The 20,668-nt window shown below is 42.5% G+C and carries 13 protein-coding genes and 1 pseudogene; 2 read left to right on the forward strand and 12 right to left on the reverse strand.

Annotation, left to right across the window (positions count from 1 at the left end):
- Entirely contained in the window at window positions 1–2,775 is a 2,775-nt protein-coding gene (locus EQY75_RS12005) for a peptidase associated/transthyretin-like domain-containing protein (RefSeq protein ID WP_129606187.1), read from the reverse strand.
- Window positions 2,776–2,896: 121 nt separating this feature from the next.
- Here EQY75_RS12005 and EQY75_RS12010 point away from each other — a divergent pair, with 121 nt between their 5' ends.
- The gene (locus EQY75_RS12010) at window positions 2,897–3,949 is read left to right on the forward strand and encodes an endonuclease/exonuclease/phosphatase family protein (protein ID WP_129606189.1); all 1,053 of its coding nucleotides are present in this window, start codon (window positions 2,897–2,899) and stop codon (window positions 3,947–3,949) included.
- On the opposite strand, the gene EQY75_RS12015 is transcribed toward EQY75_RS12010, so the two are convergent.
- The 10 genes and pseudogenes from EQY75_RS12015 to uvrC form a co-directional block, all read right to left on the reverse strand.
- On the reverse strand, window positions 3,932–4,528 hold the full coding sequence (locus tag EQY75_RS12015; RefSeq protein WP_342774001.1) for a 3-keto-disaccharide hydrolase: 597 nt from the start codon (window positions 4,526–4,528) through the stop codon (window positions 3,932–3,934). The genes EQY75_RS12010 and EQY75_RS12015 overlap by 18 nt on opposite strands.
- A gap of 7 nt (window positions 4,529–4,535) precedes the next feature.
- Window positions 4,536–4,973 carry a hypothetical protein gene (locus EQY75_RS12020; protein ID WP_129606191.1) on the reverse strand — a complete coding sequence of 146 codons (438 nt, stop codon included), beginning with the start codon at window positions 4,971–4,973 and terminating at the stop codon, window positions 4,536–4,538.
- A gap of 90 nt (window positions 4,974–5,063) precedes the next feature.
- Complete coding sequence (locus EQY75_RS12025) at window positions 5,064–8,330, reverse strand: TonB-dependent receptor (RefSeq protein WP_129606193.1); 3,267 nt, start codon at window positions 8,328–8,330, stop codon at window positions 5,064–5,066.
- A 172-nt stretch (window positions 8,331–8,502) separates the two neighbouring features.
- A complete protein-coding gene (gene pgi, locus EQY75_RS12030; RefSeq protein WP_129606195.1) occupies window positions 8,503–10,140 on the reverse strand; it encodes a glucose-6-phosphate isomerase in 1,638 nt (545 codons plus the stop codon).
- Between the two features lie 4 nt (window positions 10,141–10,144).
- On the reverse strand, window positions 10,145–11,422 hold the full coding sequence (locus EQY75_RS12035) for a peptidoglycan DD-metalloendopeptidase family protein (RefSeq protein ID WP_129606197.1): 1,278 nt from the start codon (window positions 11,420–11,422) through the stop codon (window positions 10,145–10,147).
- Between the two features lie 6 nt (window positions 11,423–11,428).
- Complete coding sequence (locus tag EQY75_RS12040; protein ID WP_129606199.1) at window positions 11,429–12,394, reverse strand: tryptophan 2,3-dioxygenase family protein; 966 nt, start codon at window positions 12,392–12,394, stop codon at window positions 11,429–11,431.
- A gap of 7 nt (window positions 12,395–12,401) precedes the next feature.
- Window positions 12,402–13,181 (reverse strand): DUF3108 domain-containing protein, encoded by a 780-nt coding sequence (locus tag EQY75_RS12045; protein WP_129606201.1) that lies wholly within the window; start codon window positions 13,179–13,181, stop codon window positions 12,402–12,404.
- Window positions 13,182–13,484: 303 nt separating this feature from the next.
- Window positions 13,485–14,627, reverse strand: a complete 1,143-nt coding sequence (hppD, locus tag EQY75_RS12050; RefSeq protein WP_129606203.1) for a 4-hydroxyphenylpyruvate dioxygenase — start codon at window positions 14,625–14,627, stop codon at window positions 13,485–13,487.
- Between the two features lie 207 nt (window positions 14,628–14,834).
- Window positions 14,835–17,116: pseudogene (locus tag EQY75_RS12055) on the reverse strand (patatin-like phospholipase family protein).
- A complete protein-coding gene (gene uvrC / locus EQY75_RS12060; RefSeq protein ID WP_129606205.1) occupies window positions 17,116–18,903 on the reverse strand; it encodes an excinuclease ABC subunit UvrC in 1,788 nt (595 codons plus the stop codon). Before uvrC ends, EQY75_RS12055 begins: the two are co-directional and overlap by 1 nt.
- Window positions 18,904–19,425: 522 nt before the next feature.
- On the opposite strand from uvrC, the gene EQY75_RS12065 reads away from it, so the two are divergent.
- On the forward strand, window positions 19,426–19,986 hold the full coding sequence (locus tag EQY75_RS12065; protein ID WP_129606207.1) for a 5-formyltetrahydrofolate cyclo-ligase: 561 nt from the start codon (window positions 19,426–19,428) through the stop codon (window positions 19,984–19,986).
- Here the strand turns inward: EQY75_RS12065 and EQY75_RS12070 are convergent.
- Window positions 19,974–20,621 carry a lipoprotein signal peptidase gene (locus EQY75_RS12070; protein WP_129606209.1) on the reverse strand — a complete coding sequence of 216 codons (648 nt, stop codon included), beginning with the start codon at window positions 20,619–20,621 and terminating at the stop codon, window positions 19,974–19,976. The two genes, EQY75_RS12065 and EQY75_RS12070, sit on opposite strands and share 13 nt — an antisense overlap.
- Between the last annotated feature and the right edge of the window lie 47 nt (window positions 20,622–20,668).

Raw genomic sequence — 20,668 nt, forward strand, 5'->3', positions numbered from 1 at the left:
CTAAAAGCTAATTGCTAGATTTAAAAAGAAGGTCCGTCCAAAGCCATACCAGTATTTATTTCCGAAAGAAGGTGCGCCATTCAAATTGTCATTTACCATCTGCTGATAATTGCCGTTCCTGCTCTGTTCATAACCTCCGGATTTGAAGATGGTATTAAACACATTACTCACAGTGAGAAAAATACTGATATACTTCCCTTTTCGAAGCCAGGATTTACCCCCTAAAAGATTGAGCAGATATACCGGAGGAAGGGACTCCTGAGCCAGCAAATTTCTAAGTTGTTCTTCCGAGACTCCGGGGAATGGCCTTCCGTTTTCGGGATCTAACCGAAAGCTCCGAGTTCGTTTTATAAATGCCATATCAATTACGCTATTGGCCAAATAATTTGCAGTGCCTCCTATCCACCAGTACGATGGATCCCTGTATTCTACCCCTAATGAGAGTGCTGTCTGGGGCCCCTGGTTTAACTGATTCCCCTTAATTGTAGCAATACCCAGATCGATATTGCCTCCTGTCCTATTCAGGGTTTCATCTATTCCGCTGGTATCAAAATTGATGGTAACCGAAGGGTCGCTGGCATATTCATGCCTGCCGATTGATGCTGAAAAAGAAGCTTTAGTCGTAGGCGAAAGGTTGAGTTCCAATCCAGCTTCCAGGCCTTTGTGCAACCTGTCCAGACCACTGGCCACCTCCTGCACAAATTCAGACCCAACACCGGAGTCCACATAGAAAAAGTTAATTTCTGTCCCGTTTATAAATCGAGTGTAGTAAGCAGAGAACCTGCCGGTTAGCCCCGGCAGTCGGAGCAGGTAATTTACATCAAGACTGTATATATTTTCTACAGATATATTGGGGACTATCAAATTGTTCTCCCTGGGATTGATAAAAACGTACTTCAGTGGCTGAGACTTGGCGCCAGCATAGGCATATACTCTAATCCAATGCCTGGAAGTAATGCCATAAGACAGGCCACTTTTAATTCCCCAGAATTGAAATCGCTTTTTTTTACCTCTGCCATAAGAATTATCAATAAATCGTTCGTTTAAAAAAAGCCCGTCTCGTTGAAAACTCTTTTCAGCATATTCTCCAGCGACATAAAAATCACATTGGTTCCAAGCGAAACGGGCTTGCAAAAAACTATTCCAATAATCTGAATTGTTGTTATAGTGGTAACCAAATAGGTCTCCTTTTTCCTTTTTTACAGGCTCATTGAGGTTGTTTCGGGTATTGCTGAATGAATCAATATCCCGTATTTGATCTGCTCCCAGAAGGTCATTAACTCGTGCAAAATTTTCAGCCTGAGACCTTTGCCACAGAAACCCCGCATCGATCTTCAGGCTTTTACCAATCTGAATATTCAGTATGGTGTTGCTTGTGATTATTGTTTCATCACTCACATCTTCCTGATCTATGTAGGCTGCATCATTTTTTCGTGCCGGTTTAGAATTGGCTCTGTACAAATCGGACCAGGGCCATTGTGGATTTTCAATAAAACCTTTTCTGGCAGCTTCAGCTCCGATAAAATTAGCTCCAATAGGGCTGTTGATGTTATAGCTTGGCAGATAACGATAATAGGTAGGGTCGGGATTCGGAGCATTGTAGTATCCTATTCTGCTGAATTTCCTACTCCCCCATTGATATCCAATAGATGTACGAAGCTGCAATTTTTTTGTGGTTAAATCATAGGTTATAAGAGCAAGAGGTTCGTGAATCTTTCGGATTCGGGAAGTTCTGATAGATCCTTTCTGCTCTCCCCAATAAGGATTGTACCCCGGCCCCATAAGGCCCGCCACTTCATCGGTAAGCGCTGCTATTCTTCCCCGACTATTATACGCACTGATAAGCGCAGCTCCCAAGGTCTGTTGGCCGGTTAAGGCAAGGCTAGCGGCCAAAAAAACAGAATACGCATCATAAGGCGTACCGGTTACAAATCCTTCTTTTGCCCAGCGGCGTGAGAAGGACATCGAATAAGCGAATCCTTTTCTACCTTTCCCGGTATGGTAGGTAGCCATTATACGGTTTCTATAAGTTCTATTTGAGGCCGCAGTGCTAATACGCAGGCCGGGCCTGAACCTATGGGGTGACAGATCTATAGCAGAAGTTCCCAGAACTCCTCCAAAGGTCTGATCAGAAGCATCGAGACCAAATGTAAATTCCTGATTTCTGATGACATCATTTAGGCCGCCCCAATTATTCCACTGAGGTCTTCCATCCCAGTTGCGATTCATGGGGATACCATTAATCAGAACAAGTCCTTCTTTGGAATCATAGCCTCTGACTCGAAAGAAAGCCTGACTAAAATCAAACGCTGCACGTTTGAGGAAAACATCTCGTGTTGCCATCAGTAATCCGGAATTTGATTCCAGATTCGACTCCTCCTTTAAATCTGATTCGGTGAGCGTCAGCAAATTATCACTCTTTTCCACTTCGAGATCACGCTTAAGGTAAACCGGTCCTAAATGGATGTCGACAGTATCAACAGCAAGGGGATATATTTGTGTGACATAATTTTGTGCAGAGAGGTTCAACTGCAAGTTTCCTCTTTGCCCTGTTTTAAATTGGAATTCGCCCTCTTTGCGAGAAATCGTAAATTCCGGCTGTCCAGTGATCCAGATCCTGACACCTTCCAACCCTTGTTTGTCCTGATATTCAATTACCCGACCGGTAATAAGAACCTCCTGAGCTACTCCTATTTGAAAGAGCGTAAAAAACAGCAGCATCAATACTTTTAGTCTTGTGCTTTTTAATTGCTTGTCTGTTCCGGGTAAATCCATCAACATTCAGATATTAAACTGATCTCACTTTTCCTTTGGCCAATGTAAAGCGTGCTGCTGCAATCGCCTTGCAAGTACAAAAGCTATATTGCCTCTAATAATTGCCCTCAAATCATTTTCAGTGAATTGCTTGATTACTATTTCGATCCTCCTATTTTGTTTTTCAGCCCCAGGGCAGGCTTCCAGGTATCAGGTAAGGACTGTAGCATTTTACAATCTGGAAAATCTTTTCGATACCATCGATGACCCGAAGACATTTGATGAAGATTTTACGCCCTCAGGGAAGTTTAAATGGACTGTTAAACGATACGAGGAGAAAATTGAAAATTTGGCCGGGGTTATTGCAGGTATCGGATATCGGGTAAGAAAAAGTGCACCGGATATCCTGGGAATCTGCGAAGTGGAAAACTATCAGACTTTGTCAGACCTGGTCAATCATACTGCACTTAAACCTTTTGATTACGGCATCATCCATAAGGATGGGCCTGATGCCCGGGGTATTGATGTAGCATTAATCTACAGGAAAGCCTCATTTATTCCCGTTAGTATTCAAGCCCATCGTCTTGTCTTGCTTGATAAGGATCGATTCATAGTGCCCACGAGATATCAGCTTGTTGTGCATGGTTTTCTGGAGGGTATGCCATTGTACCTTTTAGTTAATCACTGGCCTTCAAGACGTGGAGGCGAACTCAGAAGCAGGGCCAACAGGATAGCAGCTGCCGAGCTGAATCTAAAGATTATTGATTCGATCAGAAGAATTGAACCGGAGCCCGTGATAATTGGGATGGGCGACTTTAATGATAATCCCAATGACTACTCCATGAAAAAAGTGTTAAGAACAAAAAATGAAAGGGAAGAGATGGGGTCAACCGACTTATTTAATCCTATGGCCTATATGTTTCAAAAGGGGAAAGGAAGTTTGGCCTATCGGGATTCGTGGAGTCTTTTTGATCAGATATACTGCTCCGGTAATCTGATCAATGGAGAAAAGCCTTTTCGATGGTGGAAGGTCAATATTTATGACCCGCCGGAACTAAAGATTAGTCGGGGACTTTATAAGGGCTATCCCTTGCGTACAATTACAGCAGGGCGCTATACGGGTGGTTTTAGTGATCATTTCCCTGTATTCGGTTATCTGATCAAAGAATTAAAGCCGTTACTCGGGAAGGATTAATTTAATATTCCGCCATTTTACCTTAATTCCGCCTCCATCGTGGATCTGAAGGGCTATGGCACCTTCTCCTGCACCAATGGCCTCATCATTAATACTGACCATCTGTACCCCGTTGAGCCATGAGGTGAGTTGATCACCCATTACACGGATCTTCAGTGTATTCCATTGCCCTTCTTTCAGGATCAATTCTTTTTCCGCTTCCGGCTTAACCAGCCAGCCACGGCCATAAGATTCATAGACCCCGCCGGTATGCTTTCCTTTGGGAGCCACCTCTACTTGCCAGCCACTCACTTTTGTGCCTTCAATAGTTGAGCGAATAAATACACCGCTATTTCCATCGGCTTCCTGCAGGAATTCCAGGCTAACTTCAAAATCCTTGTAGTGTTTATCAGTAGCCAAATAGCCATACTGGGCATCCGGACCACTTTCTGAGACCAGTAGCCCATCCTGTACATACCATTTTTCGGTACCGTAAACAGTCCAGCCCGTAAGGTCTTTCCCGTTGAATAGTTCTTTCTCCTGAGCTGTAAGTCCTGTTACCATCAGGAAGCTAAATAAAATTTGTATCGTTTTCATCATTTAAATTTTAATTGAACCACTGTGACCAAGGAATTCTGCTGAGGATCAGGATAAGGCCGAGTCCGTAAAATAAGGCGATGCTTTTAAACTTCTTCTTTCCTTCCATAAATCGTTTATGACGAGACCAGCCTATGGTGATCAGCACAATGGCCAGGATATTGACAAATGGATGTTCCACAGCTAACAAACGAGCGGCAGAATTCATTCCCCCCATGCCGAGATCTCGAATGGCCGATAACCCGCTTGCGGAGAATCCCCAGAGCAAAAGGCCAATGACGAGTTGAATATGGCTTAAAATGAGGGTAAACAGGCTAAGACGATAGTCCTTTTGGAGGGTAAACATCCGGTTGCTCAGAACTCCCGTGATCGCATTGGCCACCGCGAGAAACAATAGGGCCAGAACAATATAAGCCAGATAAGAGTGTACGTTTTGTAAAATTTCCATTTTATTGAATTTACGAATTAAAAGTAAGGAATTTTACCCATTAAAAAACCCCGCTTGGAGCGGGGTTTTAATTATTTAAGTAATGATCTTCTAGTTAAAGATATATCTGATCCCTAATTGAGCTTGCCATCTTGAAGATGCTAATCCGAAGTCATCAATCTGAGTGATATTCGGGGTACCGTCATCGTTGACAGTTCCGTAATTCACCTGGAATTCTGGTGTTGCTCCTGTTGAAACTGTGGTCAACGGGCTCACCTCAGAACTGATAAACCTTCTTTGTCCCCAATCCTTATTGATAAGGTTAGTGAAGTTAAAGATGTCTGCCGAGATCTGGAAAGTATGTGTCTTTCCGCTAAATTCAAGGCTAAAATCTTGAAGGATTTTTAAATCGATGATATGATTCCAGATTCCTCTTGAAGCATTTCTCTCCGCATATTTTCCTCGGTTCTCTCTGAGGTAATCAATGCTATTAATAAAGGTATTAAGATCATTCCACTGTTCTGCAGCTGAAACCTCAACATTACCACTGCCATCAGTGATATCTGCTAAAACGATCTCATCTTGAGAAGCCGGGATATAAATAAGTGCGTTATCCCTTGAATCGTCATTCAACAAGTCGCGTCCTTCTCTGTAAATAAAGCTGTAAGGCTGACTCTGATACCCTTCATAGAAGACTCCAAAAGTGGTCTTCACGTTATCACTCCAATTAATTTCATAAGAAGCATTGGCCGTGATCCTGTTCCCAAGAGCAAAATCTGAACGCGTAACAGGAAGGTTTGAATTCTTTCCGTTAACTGTCTGAATATTTCTCCATTGTGAACTGTTCTGAGAAGATGTACCATCAAAGATTTTAAACGAATCCCCGAAGCTATACGAAACCTGTCCTGAGAATCCATTCTCAAAAGGCTTACGAAGCGTAAAGGTGGTGTTTGTTGCGTATCCTCCACCTGTGTTTGAGGCTAAGTAGACACCCCGATATGTAGGATCGATTTCATCTCTCCTGTCATAGAATGGCCTGTTATCCGCCCCGGCGTAAGTACCTGAAGCTGATTTAAGGTTTAGATTCTCATAGTAGATATCGGTTATCACGTTGGTGTAAAGAAAGTCCCCGCTTAAAATAAGATTCCAAATCGGTAATTTCTGATCTACCGCAATATTAAACTTAGCTACCTGAGGCAATTTGAAGTCTTTGGCAATCAAATCTACATTACCTCCAGTTCCGCCTGATCCCGGAGCCGGGTCTTCAAACTGGTTATTGACATTGGGCTCAAATGGCTGACCAAATTCAAACATAAACCCTCCGGTGATACCGTTGTTGTTATACGTTCCTCCAGGCCATACCAAAGGAAGACGAGATGTGAAAACTCCCACACCACCACGAACTTGGGTGGTCCCCTTGCCATTAACATCCCAGTTGAAGCCGAGACGCGGGGCAAACATTGGGGTTGGGTCTATTCCTTGTCCAACTCTTGCTCCCTGAACATCTTTCCCTGCAGCTTCTAATAGTGGAACAGTTCTATCATTAAAATCGTCATTCTCTACACCGTCACTCCAGTAAGGAATATCAATCCTGGCACCGAAAGACAATTTGAAATCATCAGTCATCTGCCAGTCGTCCTGAATATAAAATCCTGCCTGGAAGGTATCAAATTCTGATGCCCCGGCAGATTCGTCACCAACGACTCCTGTTCCTACGAGGGAATATCCGTGTTGATATACATCGGCATCCTGCCCGGTAAGGAATTGGTTTAAACCAGAGGAAGTAAGTGTCCCGGAACCATCAAATTGATCTTCAAAAGTATAATCTCCATAGTTGAAGGCAAAGAACAGGTTCTTTACCTGAGCAAATTCTAAGTTGGTACCCAAGGTAACGGTATGCGCTCCTGAATAGATCTCAAAATTATTGGTCAAGGTAAGAACATCCTGATCCAAAAGGTTTGCGGTTGAGAAAGGTTCAGCTCCAAAAGAAATAGTCCCTGAACCATCCTGAATATCTACGGTTGGGAATGGATCTCCAAGTGGATCCCTGTCATCTCTAACCTGAGTGTATCCAAGGATAAAACTGTTTGAAAACTTGTTGCCAAAACGCGAGTTCAATTCCAAAGCAATGGAATGGGTCTGGGTTTCGAAAGACTCAGATCCGTTGATAAATCCGATTCCGAAGTTTCCTGAATTACGAGCTTCAAGGTTGTCTGCCCCTACATATCCATAGCGGAAAGAGAGCTTGTTGTTCTGGTTGATGTTCCAGTCGATCTTGGCGGTAAGTTTGTCTCCTGCCAGGGTACGAGTGTTATTGTCAAAAATGCCCGGATCATAACCGTAATTGCTCACTAAGAAACTACTTAGGTTATTGAGGTCTGCTGCAGATGAGCGTCCGGTATAGTTGCTGATGTTAAATGGCTGAGGCGTTTCATCGTCCTGTCTTTCATAGTTAAGGAAGAAAAATACTTTGTCCTTAACTAAAGGACCTCCAACACGAACACCGTAAGTAAGCGCACTAAAGTCGGCAAGCTTTTCACGGGTATCCCCATCATTAGTTAGTGCTGTTGGTGTTTTTCCTGCCAGACTTTCGTTACGTACAAAAGCATAAGCCGATCCTTCCCAGTTGTTAGATCCAGAACGTGTAATTGCGTTGATAGATCCTCCTGAGAAACCTGATTGACGAACGTCAAACGGGGCAATGTTGATCTGGAAGGTTTCGATCGCATCCACAGAGAAAGGATTCACCCCGGTTTGTCCCCCGTTGGTTCCTGATCCTGCAAGACCGAACACATCATTGTTAACCGCCCCATCAATATAGATAGCGTTGTAACGGTTGTTCTGACCTGCCAGGGATACTGAGAATCCATCATTTCCTTCAGTAACCTGAGCCTGAGGCGTGATACGGACAAAATCCGCAATAGATCGCGAAGCTGCAGGTAGTGTAGCCACATCTCTTCTGGAAACCGTGGTCTCTGTACCTGTTTTATTCGATCCAAAAACTCCTGAAGCAGAAGCCGAGATTACAACTTCCTCCAGTGCTGTTGCCGATTCTGATAAGCGCACATTGAATTGAGATGCCCTACCCAGTGTCAGGTAAATTTCATTTTTTACATTATCGGTAAATCCGATATAAGAGAAAGTAATGGTGTACGGCCCACCTGATCTCATGTTAGAGATTCGGTAGAAACCGTCGAAATCAGCAGCTGCACCGTAAGTACTTCCCGTAGGAACGTGTACTGCCACAATACTGGCTCCACCCAGTGGCTCGCCAGCTTCATCGATTATCTTTCCGCTGATGGCGGAAGTGGTAACCCCTTGTGAAAAAGCCATTGCTGTCATTAAAAAAGCAGCAAGGGCAAAGTAAATTTTCTTCATAGTTCTCGTGTTAGATAATTTTTAGTGTGTTGGCAAAAGTGTCATAATTCAATCACTTATATATTAAGAGAGTGTTAAATTATGAAGATCAAATTTAACTAAAAAGAGTAAAACTCAATGGTTAAATACTCTTGATTTGGAAACTTAAAGTAAAAAATATGAAATTGGCCTTCTACTTCTTAAAATTTTGTAATAATTGCGTTGTAGAGGCATCGTGACTGGAGATTTCTGAAGAAGTAATATCTCTCAGGGTTGTGGCGGCAAGTTGCTTTCCTAATTCTACCCCCCACTGGTCATAACTGAAAATGTTCCAAATTATACCTTGTACAAATATTTTATGCTCGTACATCGCAATGAGCGCTCCCAGGCTTCTCGGACTTAATTTCTCTATTAAGAGAGTATTGGTAGGTTTATTCCCATCAAATAATTTAAAGGGCAAGAGTTTATTTATCTCACTATCAGAAAGGCCCTTTTCTTCTAACTCTGCCCGTACTTCCTCTGCATTCTTGCCGTTCATCAGGGCTTCTGTTTGAGCAAAAAAGTTTGCCATTAGCTTTTGATGGTGATCCGTATTCCCGTAAAGAGAAGTTTTGTAACCAATAAAGTCGGCCGGGATAAGCTTAGTCCCCTGGTGGATCAATTGAAAGAAAGCGTGTTGGGCATTAGTGCCCGGTTCTCCCCAGATGATGGTCCCGGTTTGATATGAAATCTGCGATCCATCTCTGGCGGTACTCTTACCGTTGCTCTCCATGATCCCCTGCTGAAAATATGCGGAGAATCTACTTAAGTATTGGGTATAGGGAATAATCGCTTCGGTTTCGGCTCCGTAAAAATTGTTATACCAGATACTGAGAAGTCCTAGTAAGACCGGGATGTTATCATGGAAGTCGGCTGTCCTGAAATGCTCGTCCATTTCACGTGCCCCTTCCAATAGCTCTTCAAAACGGTCCGGGCCCAAAGCCAGGGCGATAGACAGTCCCACAGCACTCCAGAGAGAAAATCTTCCACCTACCCAATCCCACATTGGAAATACGTTTTCACTGGCAATACCAAATTCCTCAATCTTTTCCGTGTTGGTGGAAACCGCCGCAAAATGCTTGGCGATTTCTTTGGGCGAAGCGCTTTCTAGAAACCACTTCTTAATGGTAAGGGCATTTGTAAGTGTTTCCTGAGTGGTAAAAGTTTTAGAGACGATGACGAACAAGGTGGTTTCCGGATTGATTTCTTTCAGAATCTCCTCTACATGATCGCCGTCGATATTGCTGACAAAGTGTGTCTTGAGGTGGTTCTTGTAAAACTTTAGGGCCTCTGTAACCATTACAGGACCTAGATCAGATCCTCCGATTCCAATATTCACTACATCCGTAAAAGCTTTACCGGTAAATCCCTTTAATTTGCCTGAAATGACAGCGTCAGAAAATTTTCTAATGTGCTCCCTTACTTCGTAAACTTCCGGAACGACATTTTCCTTGTCGACGAGGATTTCTTCTGACTCTCCGGCTCTCAGAGCCGTGTGGAGTACTGCCCTCCCTTCGGTCTCATTGATGATATCCCCTTCAAAATACTTTCCTATTGCATCTTTTAGCTTTACTTCTTTGGCGAGTTGAAACAAGGTTTCCAGGGTGGTATCCGTAATTCTGTTTTTGGAGAAGTCGACAAAAAAATCCTGCCACTGTCTGGAGAATCGCTTTGCCCTATCCGGGTCGTTTTTAAATAAGTCTTTTAGGTGATGATCTTTGGTTTCCCGATAGTGTTTTTCGAGCTTTTTCCAGGCGTCGGTAGTGGTTGGATTAATTTTTTCTAAAGGCATTTTACTAGTTGAGGGTTAGAAGTTCTTCTGCCTGTTCTTCGGGAAAATCAATGCAATCGAGTTGGGTTTTTACCGGATCCATATACTCGTAATAGGCCGGTCTCAATATTTCTGCTAAAGGTTCTGCAGCCGGTAATTTTTCCCGTAGCGGGTCTACCTGCCGTCCGTTCTTCCAAAAGCGGTAACAAACATGGGGTCCACCGGTATTACCGGTCATCCCGATCCAACCAATTACATCACCCTGCTTTACATATTCACCCCTGCGGACCTTTTGGGCTTTCATATGCAGGTACTGTGTACTGTATGTACCGTTATGTCTGATCTTTACGTACTTCCCGTTACCTCCTCTACGGGTAGACTCGGTTACCACACCATCGGCAGTGGCGAGAATGGGCGTACCGATAGGCGCTGCGTAATCTGTTCCTTTATGGGGTCTCACCTTATAGCCGTAATACCTGATTTTTCGTTTGAGGTTATAGCGAGATGACAGTCGGCCAAATTTCAACGGAGCTCTTAAAAAGGTTCGGCGAAGGTTATTGGCCTCCTGATCGTAGTATTCTTTGATATCGAGCGAATCATTGTGGTAGGCAAAGGCGTAAAACGGTTCTCCTCTGTGTTCAAAGTAGGCCGCTTTAACTTCACCTGCCCCGGCATAAATACTGTCATTGATATATTTTTCCTCGTAAATGATCCGGAATTTATCTCCTGCATCGAGCTTAAAGAAATCGATAGTCCATGCGTAGATACCCGATAATTCGTTTACCATCAGGTAATCGATATTCTGCTTTACAATAACGTCGGATAAAGATCCTCCTTTGGGAATTACTCCGGATGCTTCTCGCTGTACAAGTTTTACTTTCTTTCTTCCTTTGTAGGCCAGAACGGTGTCCCTGAAGTCGACTACCGTATAATTAATGGCATCATTCTCATAAATAAAAAGCTGAGCGACTTCGGAAGTATCTCTCGATTTTAAAATGGTATAGGGGTTGCCCACTCGTATACGCCTAACATCGAAAGTGTCCTTAAACCTTTGTGTGAGCTCGTAGATTTTAGGATAATCTACCTTGTTACGGGTCATGAGGTCACCGAAAATATCACCTCTTCTGATGGTGTCTTCAACCACGATGAAATCTGAAAGGTTAAGTCCGTATTTCTCGATATTCCTTTCCGGGATAGATTCTTGAACATCAACATCTTCATCAGCTATAGAAGCAGTAGACTTTTCTTCACCACATGAAGATAGCAGCATACATGCTAAAAAGAGGCCCCAGTATTTTCGCATTGTACTTTAGGTTGTTTTTTCGGGATTAAATAAGTGATCTATCCATTGTTTACCCCAATTTTCTAATTCCTGTTCGGCGTGCAATTTCGGAAAAAACACCACCTTTTGAAAACTTGGCGGTAAATATTCCTTCCAATTGGTTCCTCCCGTTGCTTCAATTGACTTATCTCCTTTACTGAGATAGCGGTAGGCCGAGCCCATATGCATGAGCGGCCAATTTACATTCGCATTGAGGTCCATCCTCCTTAACGCATCTTTAAGGTCTTTATTATTCCGGCTTTTTTCAGGTAACTTCAGGTATTTGTGATAGATCGTATTGTCTTCCACTTCTTTTGCTATCCTGATAAATCTGGGCGTGTAGCGATATTCAAACTGTTTGAGGGTCAGGGTTTTCTCTCCGGTATTTATATCTGTAGCGCCTTTTTTCCAGTAAATATGTTCGTACAGCTCTTCTATACTGTCTTCTTGCGAAAAATTGTTTCGCTCAGTTTCGTGAACCAGATTTTGAAGAGGAGTAGCGTATAATTCGATCATGCGGTATTGCGCCGATTGAAATCCACTGGACGGCAAAAGCGCCATTCGGTATCGCAGAAATTGCTCTCTTTCCATCCCGGTAATCATAATACTAAAGGAAGAGATCAGCGCTTTGTAATAGTTATTGATCCGGTTTACTTTTTCAATAAAATGGGATACTTCCTGGGACCTGTCATCCGCGATCTGTTTTTCTTCGTGTATGATGAGTTTAAAGTACAATTCCGTGATCTGGTGATACATTATAAAGATCTCCTCATCAGGAAAATAGGTCCTGGGCACCTGCAGGCTCAGCAGGGTATCTAGATGTATATAATCCCAGTACGTAAGATAACGCTGGTAGAGCAGGCCGTCGAGGTAGGAGCTCAGATCCTGTCCGGAATCTTTGTACTTCTCTGCCAGCTTTTCGATCTGAGATGCGATCTGCTCCTTTTTCTTCATGCTGTTGTTAATCCATTATGATCTTGAACTGGTGCTTTAAGCCATTGTATCCGTCGAGATCGGCCTTAAGCGACCCTACCGCCAGATCAGCCTTGATACGGATAGGAATCTTGTTTCTATCATTTGACACCCACAAGGTAAGGCTTTCCTGTTCTTTAAATACCCTGCCGGCCTGTACGTAGGGTCTGAATTTTAGACATTCCACTTTTCCAAATTTGGTTCGCAGTATGTCTTTCCCAAGAAATTTCAGTTTAAACTTAAATATGCCTTCATCGTCATACAGCATGTTTAGTTGAATCGACTTGCCAATCTCCAGGTCTCCTATTTCGTAATTATTTCTGAGGAAATAAAAGCCCGACACCAGGTCTTGTATGTTTTCCCCTAGGTCAAAATTAAACTTTTTATCATTTTTTTTATCGTCGAGCAGGGCTTCTTTTTTGTTATAGTCAAAGTTGATTTCTATGTCCTTGGTATAGCCTCCTTCGTCCACTTTTCGGACAAATCGATACGGTTTTCCGTTTTCCATATCAAAATAGCTCTCATAGGTATCGTCAACCTTAAAGAAAATACTCGCAAATCCGGTGGTCCTCCCTCTGCCCACGACGTGGTATACAGGGGTCTCCCCAACGCTGTCTGTTTTAACATGCAGGGTGGCATAGCTGGCATTCAAAATACCGTAATGTATCCTGAATTTAAGCCACTCCCCGGGTTTAAATGCTTCATGCACGTTTTGCGCATACAACATCCCCTGGAGAAAAAGAAACACAAGAAATACCTTCTTTTTCATGATAATTTCTGTTCAAAATTAGTAAAACAGGCTTCACAACCATGTTCTTAACGTTATTTAAACAACTATTATTCCAATTTTGACTACAAAAAAAAGCCCCGACGAGCGTCGGAGCTTTTCCTAAATAACCAACCAAACTTTAAATTATGAAAAACCAATACTTAAAGTTATAAGGGAACCACCCCTTATGAGTACAAATCTAATATATCTTCCTGAAACCACATTTCCTTTTAACGTAATTTAACTAGAACCTTAACAATAGTTTATTAAATCCTTGTGCGATTTAGGAAAATGGGTATATAATCAGAGGGTTCCCCTTGATTCCTGTTCTCGTTCTATGGCTTCAAAAAGAGCCTTAAAATTCCCTTTCCCAAAAGACTTGGCGCCTTTTCTCTGTATGATCTCTATGAACATGGTAGGCCTGTCCAAAATAGGTTTGGTAAAGATTTGCAATAAATACCCTTCGTCATCCCGATCGATCAGAATTCCGAGTTCGCTCAAAGGGGCAAGATCCTCATCGATTTCCCCAACCCGATCCAGAACATCCTCGTAATAAGATGCCGGTACCGTCAGAAATTCTACGCCGCGGTCTCTTAAAGCACTAACGGTTTCGATTATATTATCCGTCGCCAAAGCCATGTGCTGTACCCCTGCCCCGTTATAGAATTCAATGTACTCTTCTATTTGTGATTTTTTGCGTCCTTCAGCAGGTTCATTAATCGGGAATTTGATCCTTCCGTTCCCGTTACTCATCACCTTACTCATCAGGGCGGTGTATTCTGTTGATATGTCTTTGTCATCAAAAGAAACCAATTGTGCAAATCCCATAACATGGGCATAGAAGTGACACCATTTGTTCATTTCATTCCATCCCACATTTCCCACCATATGGTCAATGTATTTAAGTCCCACATCTGAAGGCTGGTAGTGTGGGTTCCAGGCCTTATACCCGGGCATAAATACGCCTTTGTACTTACCCCTTTCTACAAAAACATGTACAGTTTCACCGTAAGTGTGGATCCCTGAGAGAACCACCTCTCCGGAATCATCTTTTATGGTTTTGGGTTCAAAATAGGATTCTGCTCCCCTTTTTACGGTTTCCTGGTAACTTTTTGTTGCGTCATCTACCCACAAGGCAATAGCTTTAACACCATCACCGTGTTGGTCTATATGCCGATTGATATCCCCGCCTGATTTTAAAGGAGAGGTAAGCACCAATCTAATTTTATCCTGTTGTAATACGTAAGAAACTCTGTCTTTTAAACCGGTTTCCAGACCTGCGTAGGCCAGGGGTTGAAATCCCCATGCCCCCATGTAGTAATAGGCAGCCTGTTTTGCATTCCCCACGTAGAGTTCTACGTGATCTGTCCCTAGCAGCGGTAGGAAATCTTCTGCCGCCGGGTTCTCCTTTGGCAAGTGTAAAGAGGTGTTATCTAAAGTAGCCATGATATTATTTTTGAATTGATTTTACATTAAGGTGTGCCTGAATCGGCCCTGAAAATTGCAGGGCTGCTACCACATGGCCCTGAGATGGGCTGTAATATCTATTCTTATGATCAGCATGCGAGTTATCTCCTGTCGCAAAGATCGTAAAAAAGAGTGAAATTCTGTATGAACAAAGCCACTTCAATCTGTTCTTGCACCCGTATATACTTAAAACCAGTAACCAAGGCTGATTAAAAAATACCCTTCATCGGTTTCAGGCGACCAGGAATAAAGGAGCTGGACGGGGCCAAAAAAGGATTCCCAGCCGTAACCCAGGCCAAAACCGGTATAATCGGGTGCCGTAAACCATTCTCCGGTCCTGAAAATATCATCTTCAACATTGGCCATATTTGCCGCAAAGAGTAGGTGATTCTTCGGGCTGAATTCATAGTCGAAACGAGCATATGCTTTTACGTAGCTGTTTCCGGGCAGACTCAGGAAATCGTATCCCAGGAAAGATTGAAAATTATTTAAAGGGTAGTTTCCAAATCCCCCAAGACAAAATCGAAGGAGGTCACACGGGATGTCCCAAGTTTAAACCCGCCTTCGGTTTCCAGATTGAGACTCATGTTTGGAAAAAGGGGGAATGCTGCACCCATGGTGGCCTTGGCAACTGAAAATTCCTTGAAATTATCGTTAAAATCAGATGACCACAGGTAAAAGTGAAAATCCCCATCAAAATAAAGCCCTCTTGAGGGAAAATACTTATCGTCATAAGTGTCGAGCGTGAGACGTCCAAAGGTGGAAACATAGTTGCCCTTTTCAAAGAATGTACTTTTTCCGGCAGATGATTGCGGAAGTGAAAGGCTGTCAGTGCGTTGTTCATTGAGTGTGGTGGTGCTATAAGTCAACAGTTTGTGTTCAGCGCCTATTTTAAAGGCAAATTCTTCATTCAGTGCTGTTTGCAAATAGATTTGATTGGTAAAATCGGTAACCTTTAAATTGATGTTATTGACATTGACATTGACAGGAACCTCAAAGTTCGATTCTATTATTCCGTAATCGATCTCCCTTTCAAATTCATAGAATCGCGAATTGATTCCAAAACTCCAGTAGGAGCCTTTGTCAACATAATACTGGAAGTTATATCTCAAATTGTCACCGAGAATAAGATCGATAGAAGCCACGTCATCCTGCAGCAGCAAATTTTTTCTGGTAAGGTTAATCAGGGCTGCACTTTTATATAGGTTATCGTAATGAGCTGCGATTCGCAGAAAGGTCTTATCGGTGCTTTCGGTAAGGCTCATGATCAAATCCTGACCCAGACCGTTAGACAGGAGTTCGTACCTGATCGTTCTAAAATTTCCCGTAGCAACCAAATTATTTATTCCCTGCTGAAGCTTTGTAAAGCTCATTTTTTCATTCAGGTTGATTCTCAGTTTCCCCTTGATATACCCCCGGGAAAAATTTTCATTTCCTTCCAGTACAAGTCGGTTTACTACAAGAGAATCCTGCAGCGGGATAAATGGCCTTTCTTCCGGGGATAGATTTTGTTTTGTTGCGAGGGCCTCAAGGGCATCTTTGTGCTTTAGTGCAACTTGCTTTCCGGTTTTTATAATGGTGTCTTTCCGTTCAAAGTCGATCACAGAGAAATTATCCATATCGGGCTTGATATAGATATCTGTAAGTTCCGATTTCCTCTTCATGTCTTTAATCGTGCGGAAGTTGTTGATCTGCAGAAGGATTTCCGTAGCTGACGAAAGAGATGACCTATCCCTCAACCCGTGTTGCACGTCCACGCCAATGACGATGTCTGCACCCATAGCTCTTAATTCCTCCACGGGATAGTTGTTGAGTACGCCGCCGTCGATCAGGATCTGTCCATCTACCTCTGCCGGCTGGAATAAGGATGGAAATGTTCCGCTTGCCAGAATGGCCTCAGGTAAATAGCCGCTGTTTAACATCACCTCTTTACCTGTTTCTACATTGGTGGCTATGCAAAAAAATGGGATTTCAAGCTCATTAAAGTCGCGTATGTCCTTCACGTGATATAGTAATTTCACCAGGGTATTATAAATATTCTGACCGCTGGAAATACCTTGTGGAAAGGACAACTTAAAATTGTTGAATGGCAGGGTGAGCGCGTAACGTTCCGAGTCTTCTTTCTCGTAAAATGTCTTGGCATCTCTGGGCAGGTTATCCTGGATCAGAGCAGTAAGGTCTGAATTGCGAAAAAGGATTTCTAACTGCTTTGCCGAATATCCCGAGGCGTATAGCGCTCCAATAATGGCTCCCATACTTGTACCTCCGATGTAGTCTATGTGTACGCCCGACTCTTCTATGACTTTTAGTGCGCCAATATGGGCCAGTCCCTTGGCTCCGCCCCCACTGAGGACCAGTCCCACTTTAGGTGCCTTCTCCTCGGTAGCTTGCTGTGCGTTTATGTGGCACACCACCATAAAAATCATCGCGAAAATGAAGCTATTTCGCATACTGTGAAGATAGACCATTAATGAAAGTTTTCATATATTTTCTTTGCCTTTGCCCGTCCAACCTCCTTGCTGAGGTCTTCCAGTGAAGCTTCTTTTATTCGCTTTACCGATTTGAATTGTTTCAACAGTTGTTCTACGGTTTTATCACCAATTCCGTCAATAGCCTCAAGTACTGAATTAATAGCATCTTTACTCCGTTTATTTCGATGGAAGGTGATCCCGAATCGATGTGCTTCATTCCGTAGTTGCTGTATGACTTTAAGGGATTCCGATTTTTTGTCGAGATAGAGTGGTACCGGATCTCCGGGAAAGTAAATTTCCTCCAGTCTTTTGGCGATCCCAATAATAGCTATTTTGCCCCTGAGGCCTAAAATATCCAGGCTTTTTAAAGCTGATGATAGTTGCCCTTTACCCCCGTCGATAACGATTAACTGGGGAAGGGAGGCATCCTCAGCCAGCAGGCGTTTATACCGCCGATATACCACCTCTTCCATTGAGGCAAAATCGTCCGGGCCGTCTACGGTTTTAATATTGTAATGACGATATTCTTTCTTGGCAGGTTTTCCATCTCTGAAAACCACACAGGCCGCAACGGGATTGCTCCCCTGAATATTAGAATTGTCAAAACACTCTATATGCCTTGGTTCTTCGGATAGTCGGAGGTCGGATTTCATTTGAGCCATTATGCGATTTACGTGGCGGTCAGGGTCAGTGATCTTAACTTGTTTAAATCTTTCCTGCCTGAAAAATTTCGCATTGCGCTGTGAGAGATCGAGGATCTTCTTTTTATCCCCCAATTTGGGAACCGTTATTTTCAGGTCTTCCGGCAGACTTACCGGAAAAGGCAGATAAAGCTCCTTTGATTGGGATTGAAATCGTTGCCTGATTTCAACAATAGCGAGTTGCAACAAATCCTTGTCGGCTTCTTCCAGCTTTTTCTTAATCTCCATGGTATGTGATCTGATGATGGAACCATGGGAGAGCTGTAAAAAGTTTATGTAGGCATAGGCTTCATCCGAAATAATGGAAAAGACATCTACATTATTGATTTTTGGATTGACAATGGTGGATTTAACCTGGTAGTTTTCCAAAACCTCAATCTTATTCTTGATCTGTTGGGCCGCTTCAAATTGCATATCCGCTGCCAGTGATTTCATTTCCCTTTTAAAATAGTGTAGCGAAGATTTGAAGTTCCCTTTGATGATCTCCCTGATATCGCCGATCTGCTGATGGTACTCTTCCTCCTTTTGCAATCCTTCACAGGGCCCTTTGCAATTGCCAAGATGGTATTCCAGGCAGACCTTGTACTTTCCCGCTTCAATCTTTTCCTCAGAAAGGTCGTAGTTGCAAGTTCGTAACGGATAAACACTTTTTATAAGGTCTAAAAGGGTTTTTACCGTCTTCATACTGGTGTAAGGCCCATAGTATTCCGAGCCGTCCTTGATCAACTTCCTCGTTGGGAATATCCTGGGAAAACGCTCATTTTTAATGCAGATCCAGGGATACGACTTATCGTCTTTCAGCAACACATTGTAGCGTGGCTTATATTTTTTAATCAGATTATTCTCCAACAACAAGGCATCCGACTCTGTAGGCACCACGATATGCTTCAGGCTATTGATCTTTTTAACCATTACCCGGGTTTTGCCATTTTCATGGCTTTTGGTAAAGTAAGAAGTAACCCGTTTTTTGAGATTTTTCGCCTTCCCTACATAAAGTATTTTTCCGTTGTTGTCATAGAACTGGTATACCCCGGGCGACTCAGGGAGGGTAGTAAGCTGAAGTTCTACGGATAATTCTGGCATTGGGAATATTTGGAGACGCTATAAACAAAGATAATTTAGCAAAATTTAATTGACCCTCATTTCCATCATTTTATGATTTACCGGGATAGTTCATGGTGCTGAGACGTCGACTAAAGAAAAATTAAATCTCATATTAGGATAAAATTCGGACTGACCTTGAATGACTTTATCAGTATAAAATGATATTCATGAAAATTAATAAAAAAGATTTTTCTGCATATCAAGTGATTTAATCACTTGATTATTATACGATTTATTCCCATTCAAAAAGAACCTATTAGTTGGACATGTTAAATCTTTACTAAAAATGTGCATTTCGTCGAGTAAATCTTACCTTTTATAGAAACCGTATATAATTTTTACCTATTTTTAGCGCAATCGTAACGATAATTTAATGGACAATTACCTGATCACCCTGGGAATGTACCTGATCTTAATGCTCTTTTTTAAGATCTATTTTACTGTTGCCGGAAAAGAATAAAGTTCATTTCACTGCCCCACTTCTAAGAACTGTTCGGCCTTATGCTAAAGAAAGATCTCCGAACGCATTTTCTTGAATTGAGAAAGAACACTTCCGATGCAATAATAGAGGAAGCTAGTTTAGTATTGGCCAATAGCCTTTTGGCCATGCCTATTTGGGGCCATACTTATTATCACATTTTTCTTCACAGCGCTTTTAAGAAAGAGATTGATACGGGGCCCATTATTACGCTTCTCAGGGGAAAGGACAAAGAAATTATCATTCCCAAAATTGCTCCCCAAAATCAACTGCAGCATTTCTTGTTAACAGACAGTACCACCCTTAAACCCAATAATTGGGGTATCCCTGAACCTGAACACGGTATAAAGGTTTCTCCGTCTGAAATCGAGGTAGTTTTTGTTCCCTTACTCGCCTTTGACCGCAAAGGCCACAGGGTGGGCTACGGAGGAGGTTACTACGATAGTTTTCTATCAGAATGTAATGAGAATACTGAGAAAATCGGTTTGAGTTTATTTGACCCCGTCGATGTGATTAGTGATTCTAAGCCTCACGATATCCCATTGGACTATTGCGTGACACCTGAGAAGATCTACACTTTTTGATCGGCTTCAACTTTAACTTCATCTTTTTTGCCAAATGCCTTTTTGTTGAAGACTACCAAAATCCCTACCCCAGTACTAATGGCGGTATCCGCGATATTGAAAACCGGTTCAAAGAAACGGAAATCATCCCCTCCCACGAAGGGAACCCAGTATGGCCATACAGTATCAATCATTGGAAAATACAGCATGTCTACAACCTTCCCATAAAATAGCTTTCCGTAAGGTTCATCGGAAAGAAAAGTAGCCACAGTATTGTAACTGTCGTCGAAAAGCATTCCGTAGAAAAGAGAATCAATGATGTTACCTATTGCACCCGCAAAAATCAAAGAAACGGCTATGACGAGAGTCTTGGACGCTGCTTTTCGAATACTGTCCCAAAGCCAGTAACCAATTCCTGTAATGGCAAAAAGTCTGAAGATAGTCAGGACAAGTTTCCCGGAACTATCTGAAATAGGCAGGATATCGCTAAGTTTTGTTCCCCAGGCGGCACCTTCATTTTCAATAAATAAGATCTTAAACCAACTGAATACATCAATGGATTCTCCCAGAATAAAATGGGTCTTGATATATATTTTACTAATCTGATCTATCAATAAAATCAGGAAAATCAGAATAAGGGACTTTTTGAGATTCATAGTTTATCTTCTGCAGGGCCAAAAATAGGAATAATTAGTTCATTGTT

This window comes from Muriicola soli, assembly GCF_004139715.1.
In the GTDB taxonomy this organism is placed as follows: domain Bacteria; phylum Bacteroidota; class Bacteroidia; order Flavobacteriales; family Flavobacteriaceae; genus Muriicola; species Muriicola soli.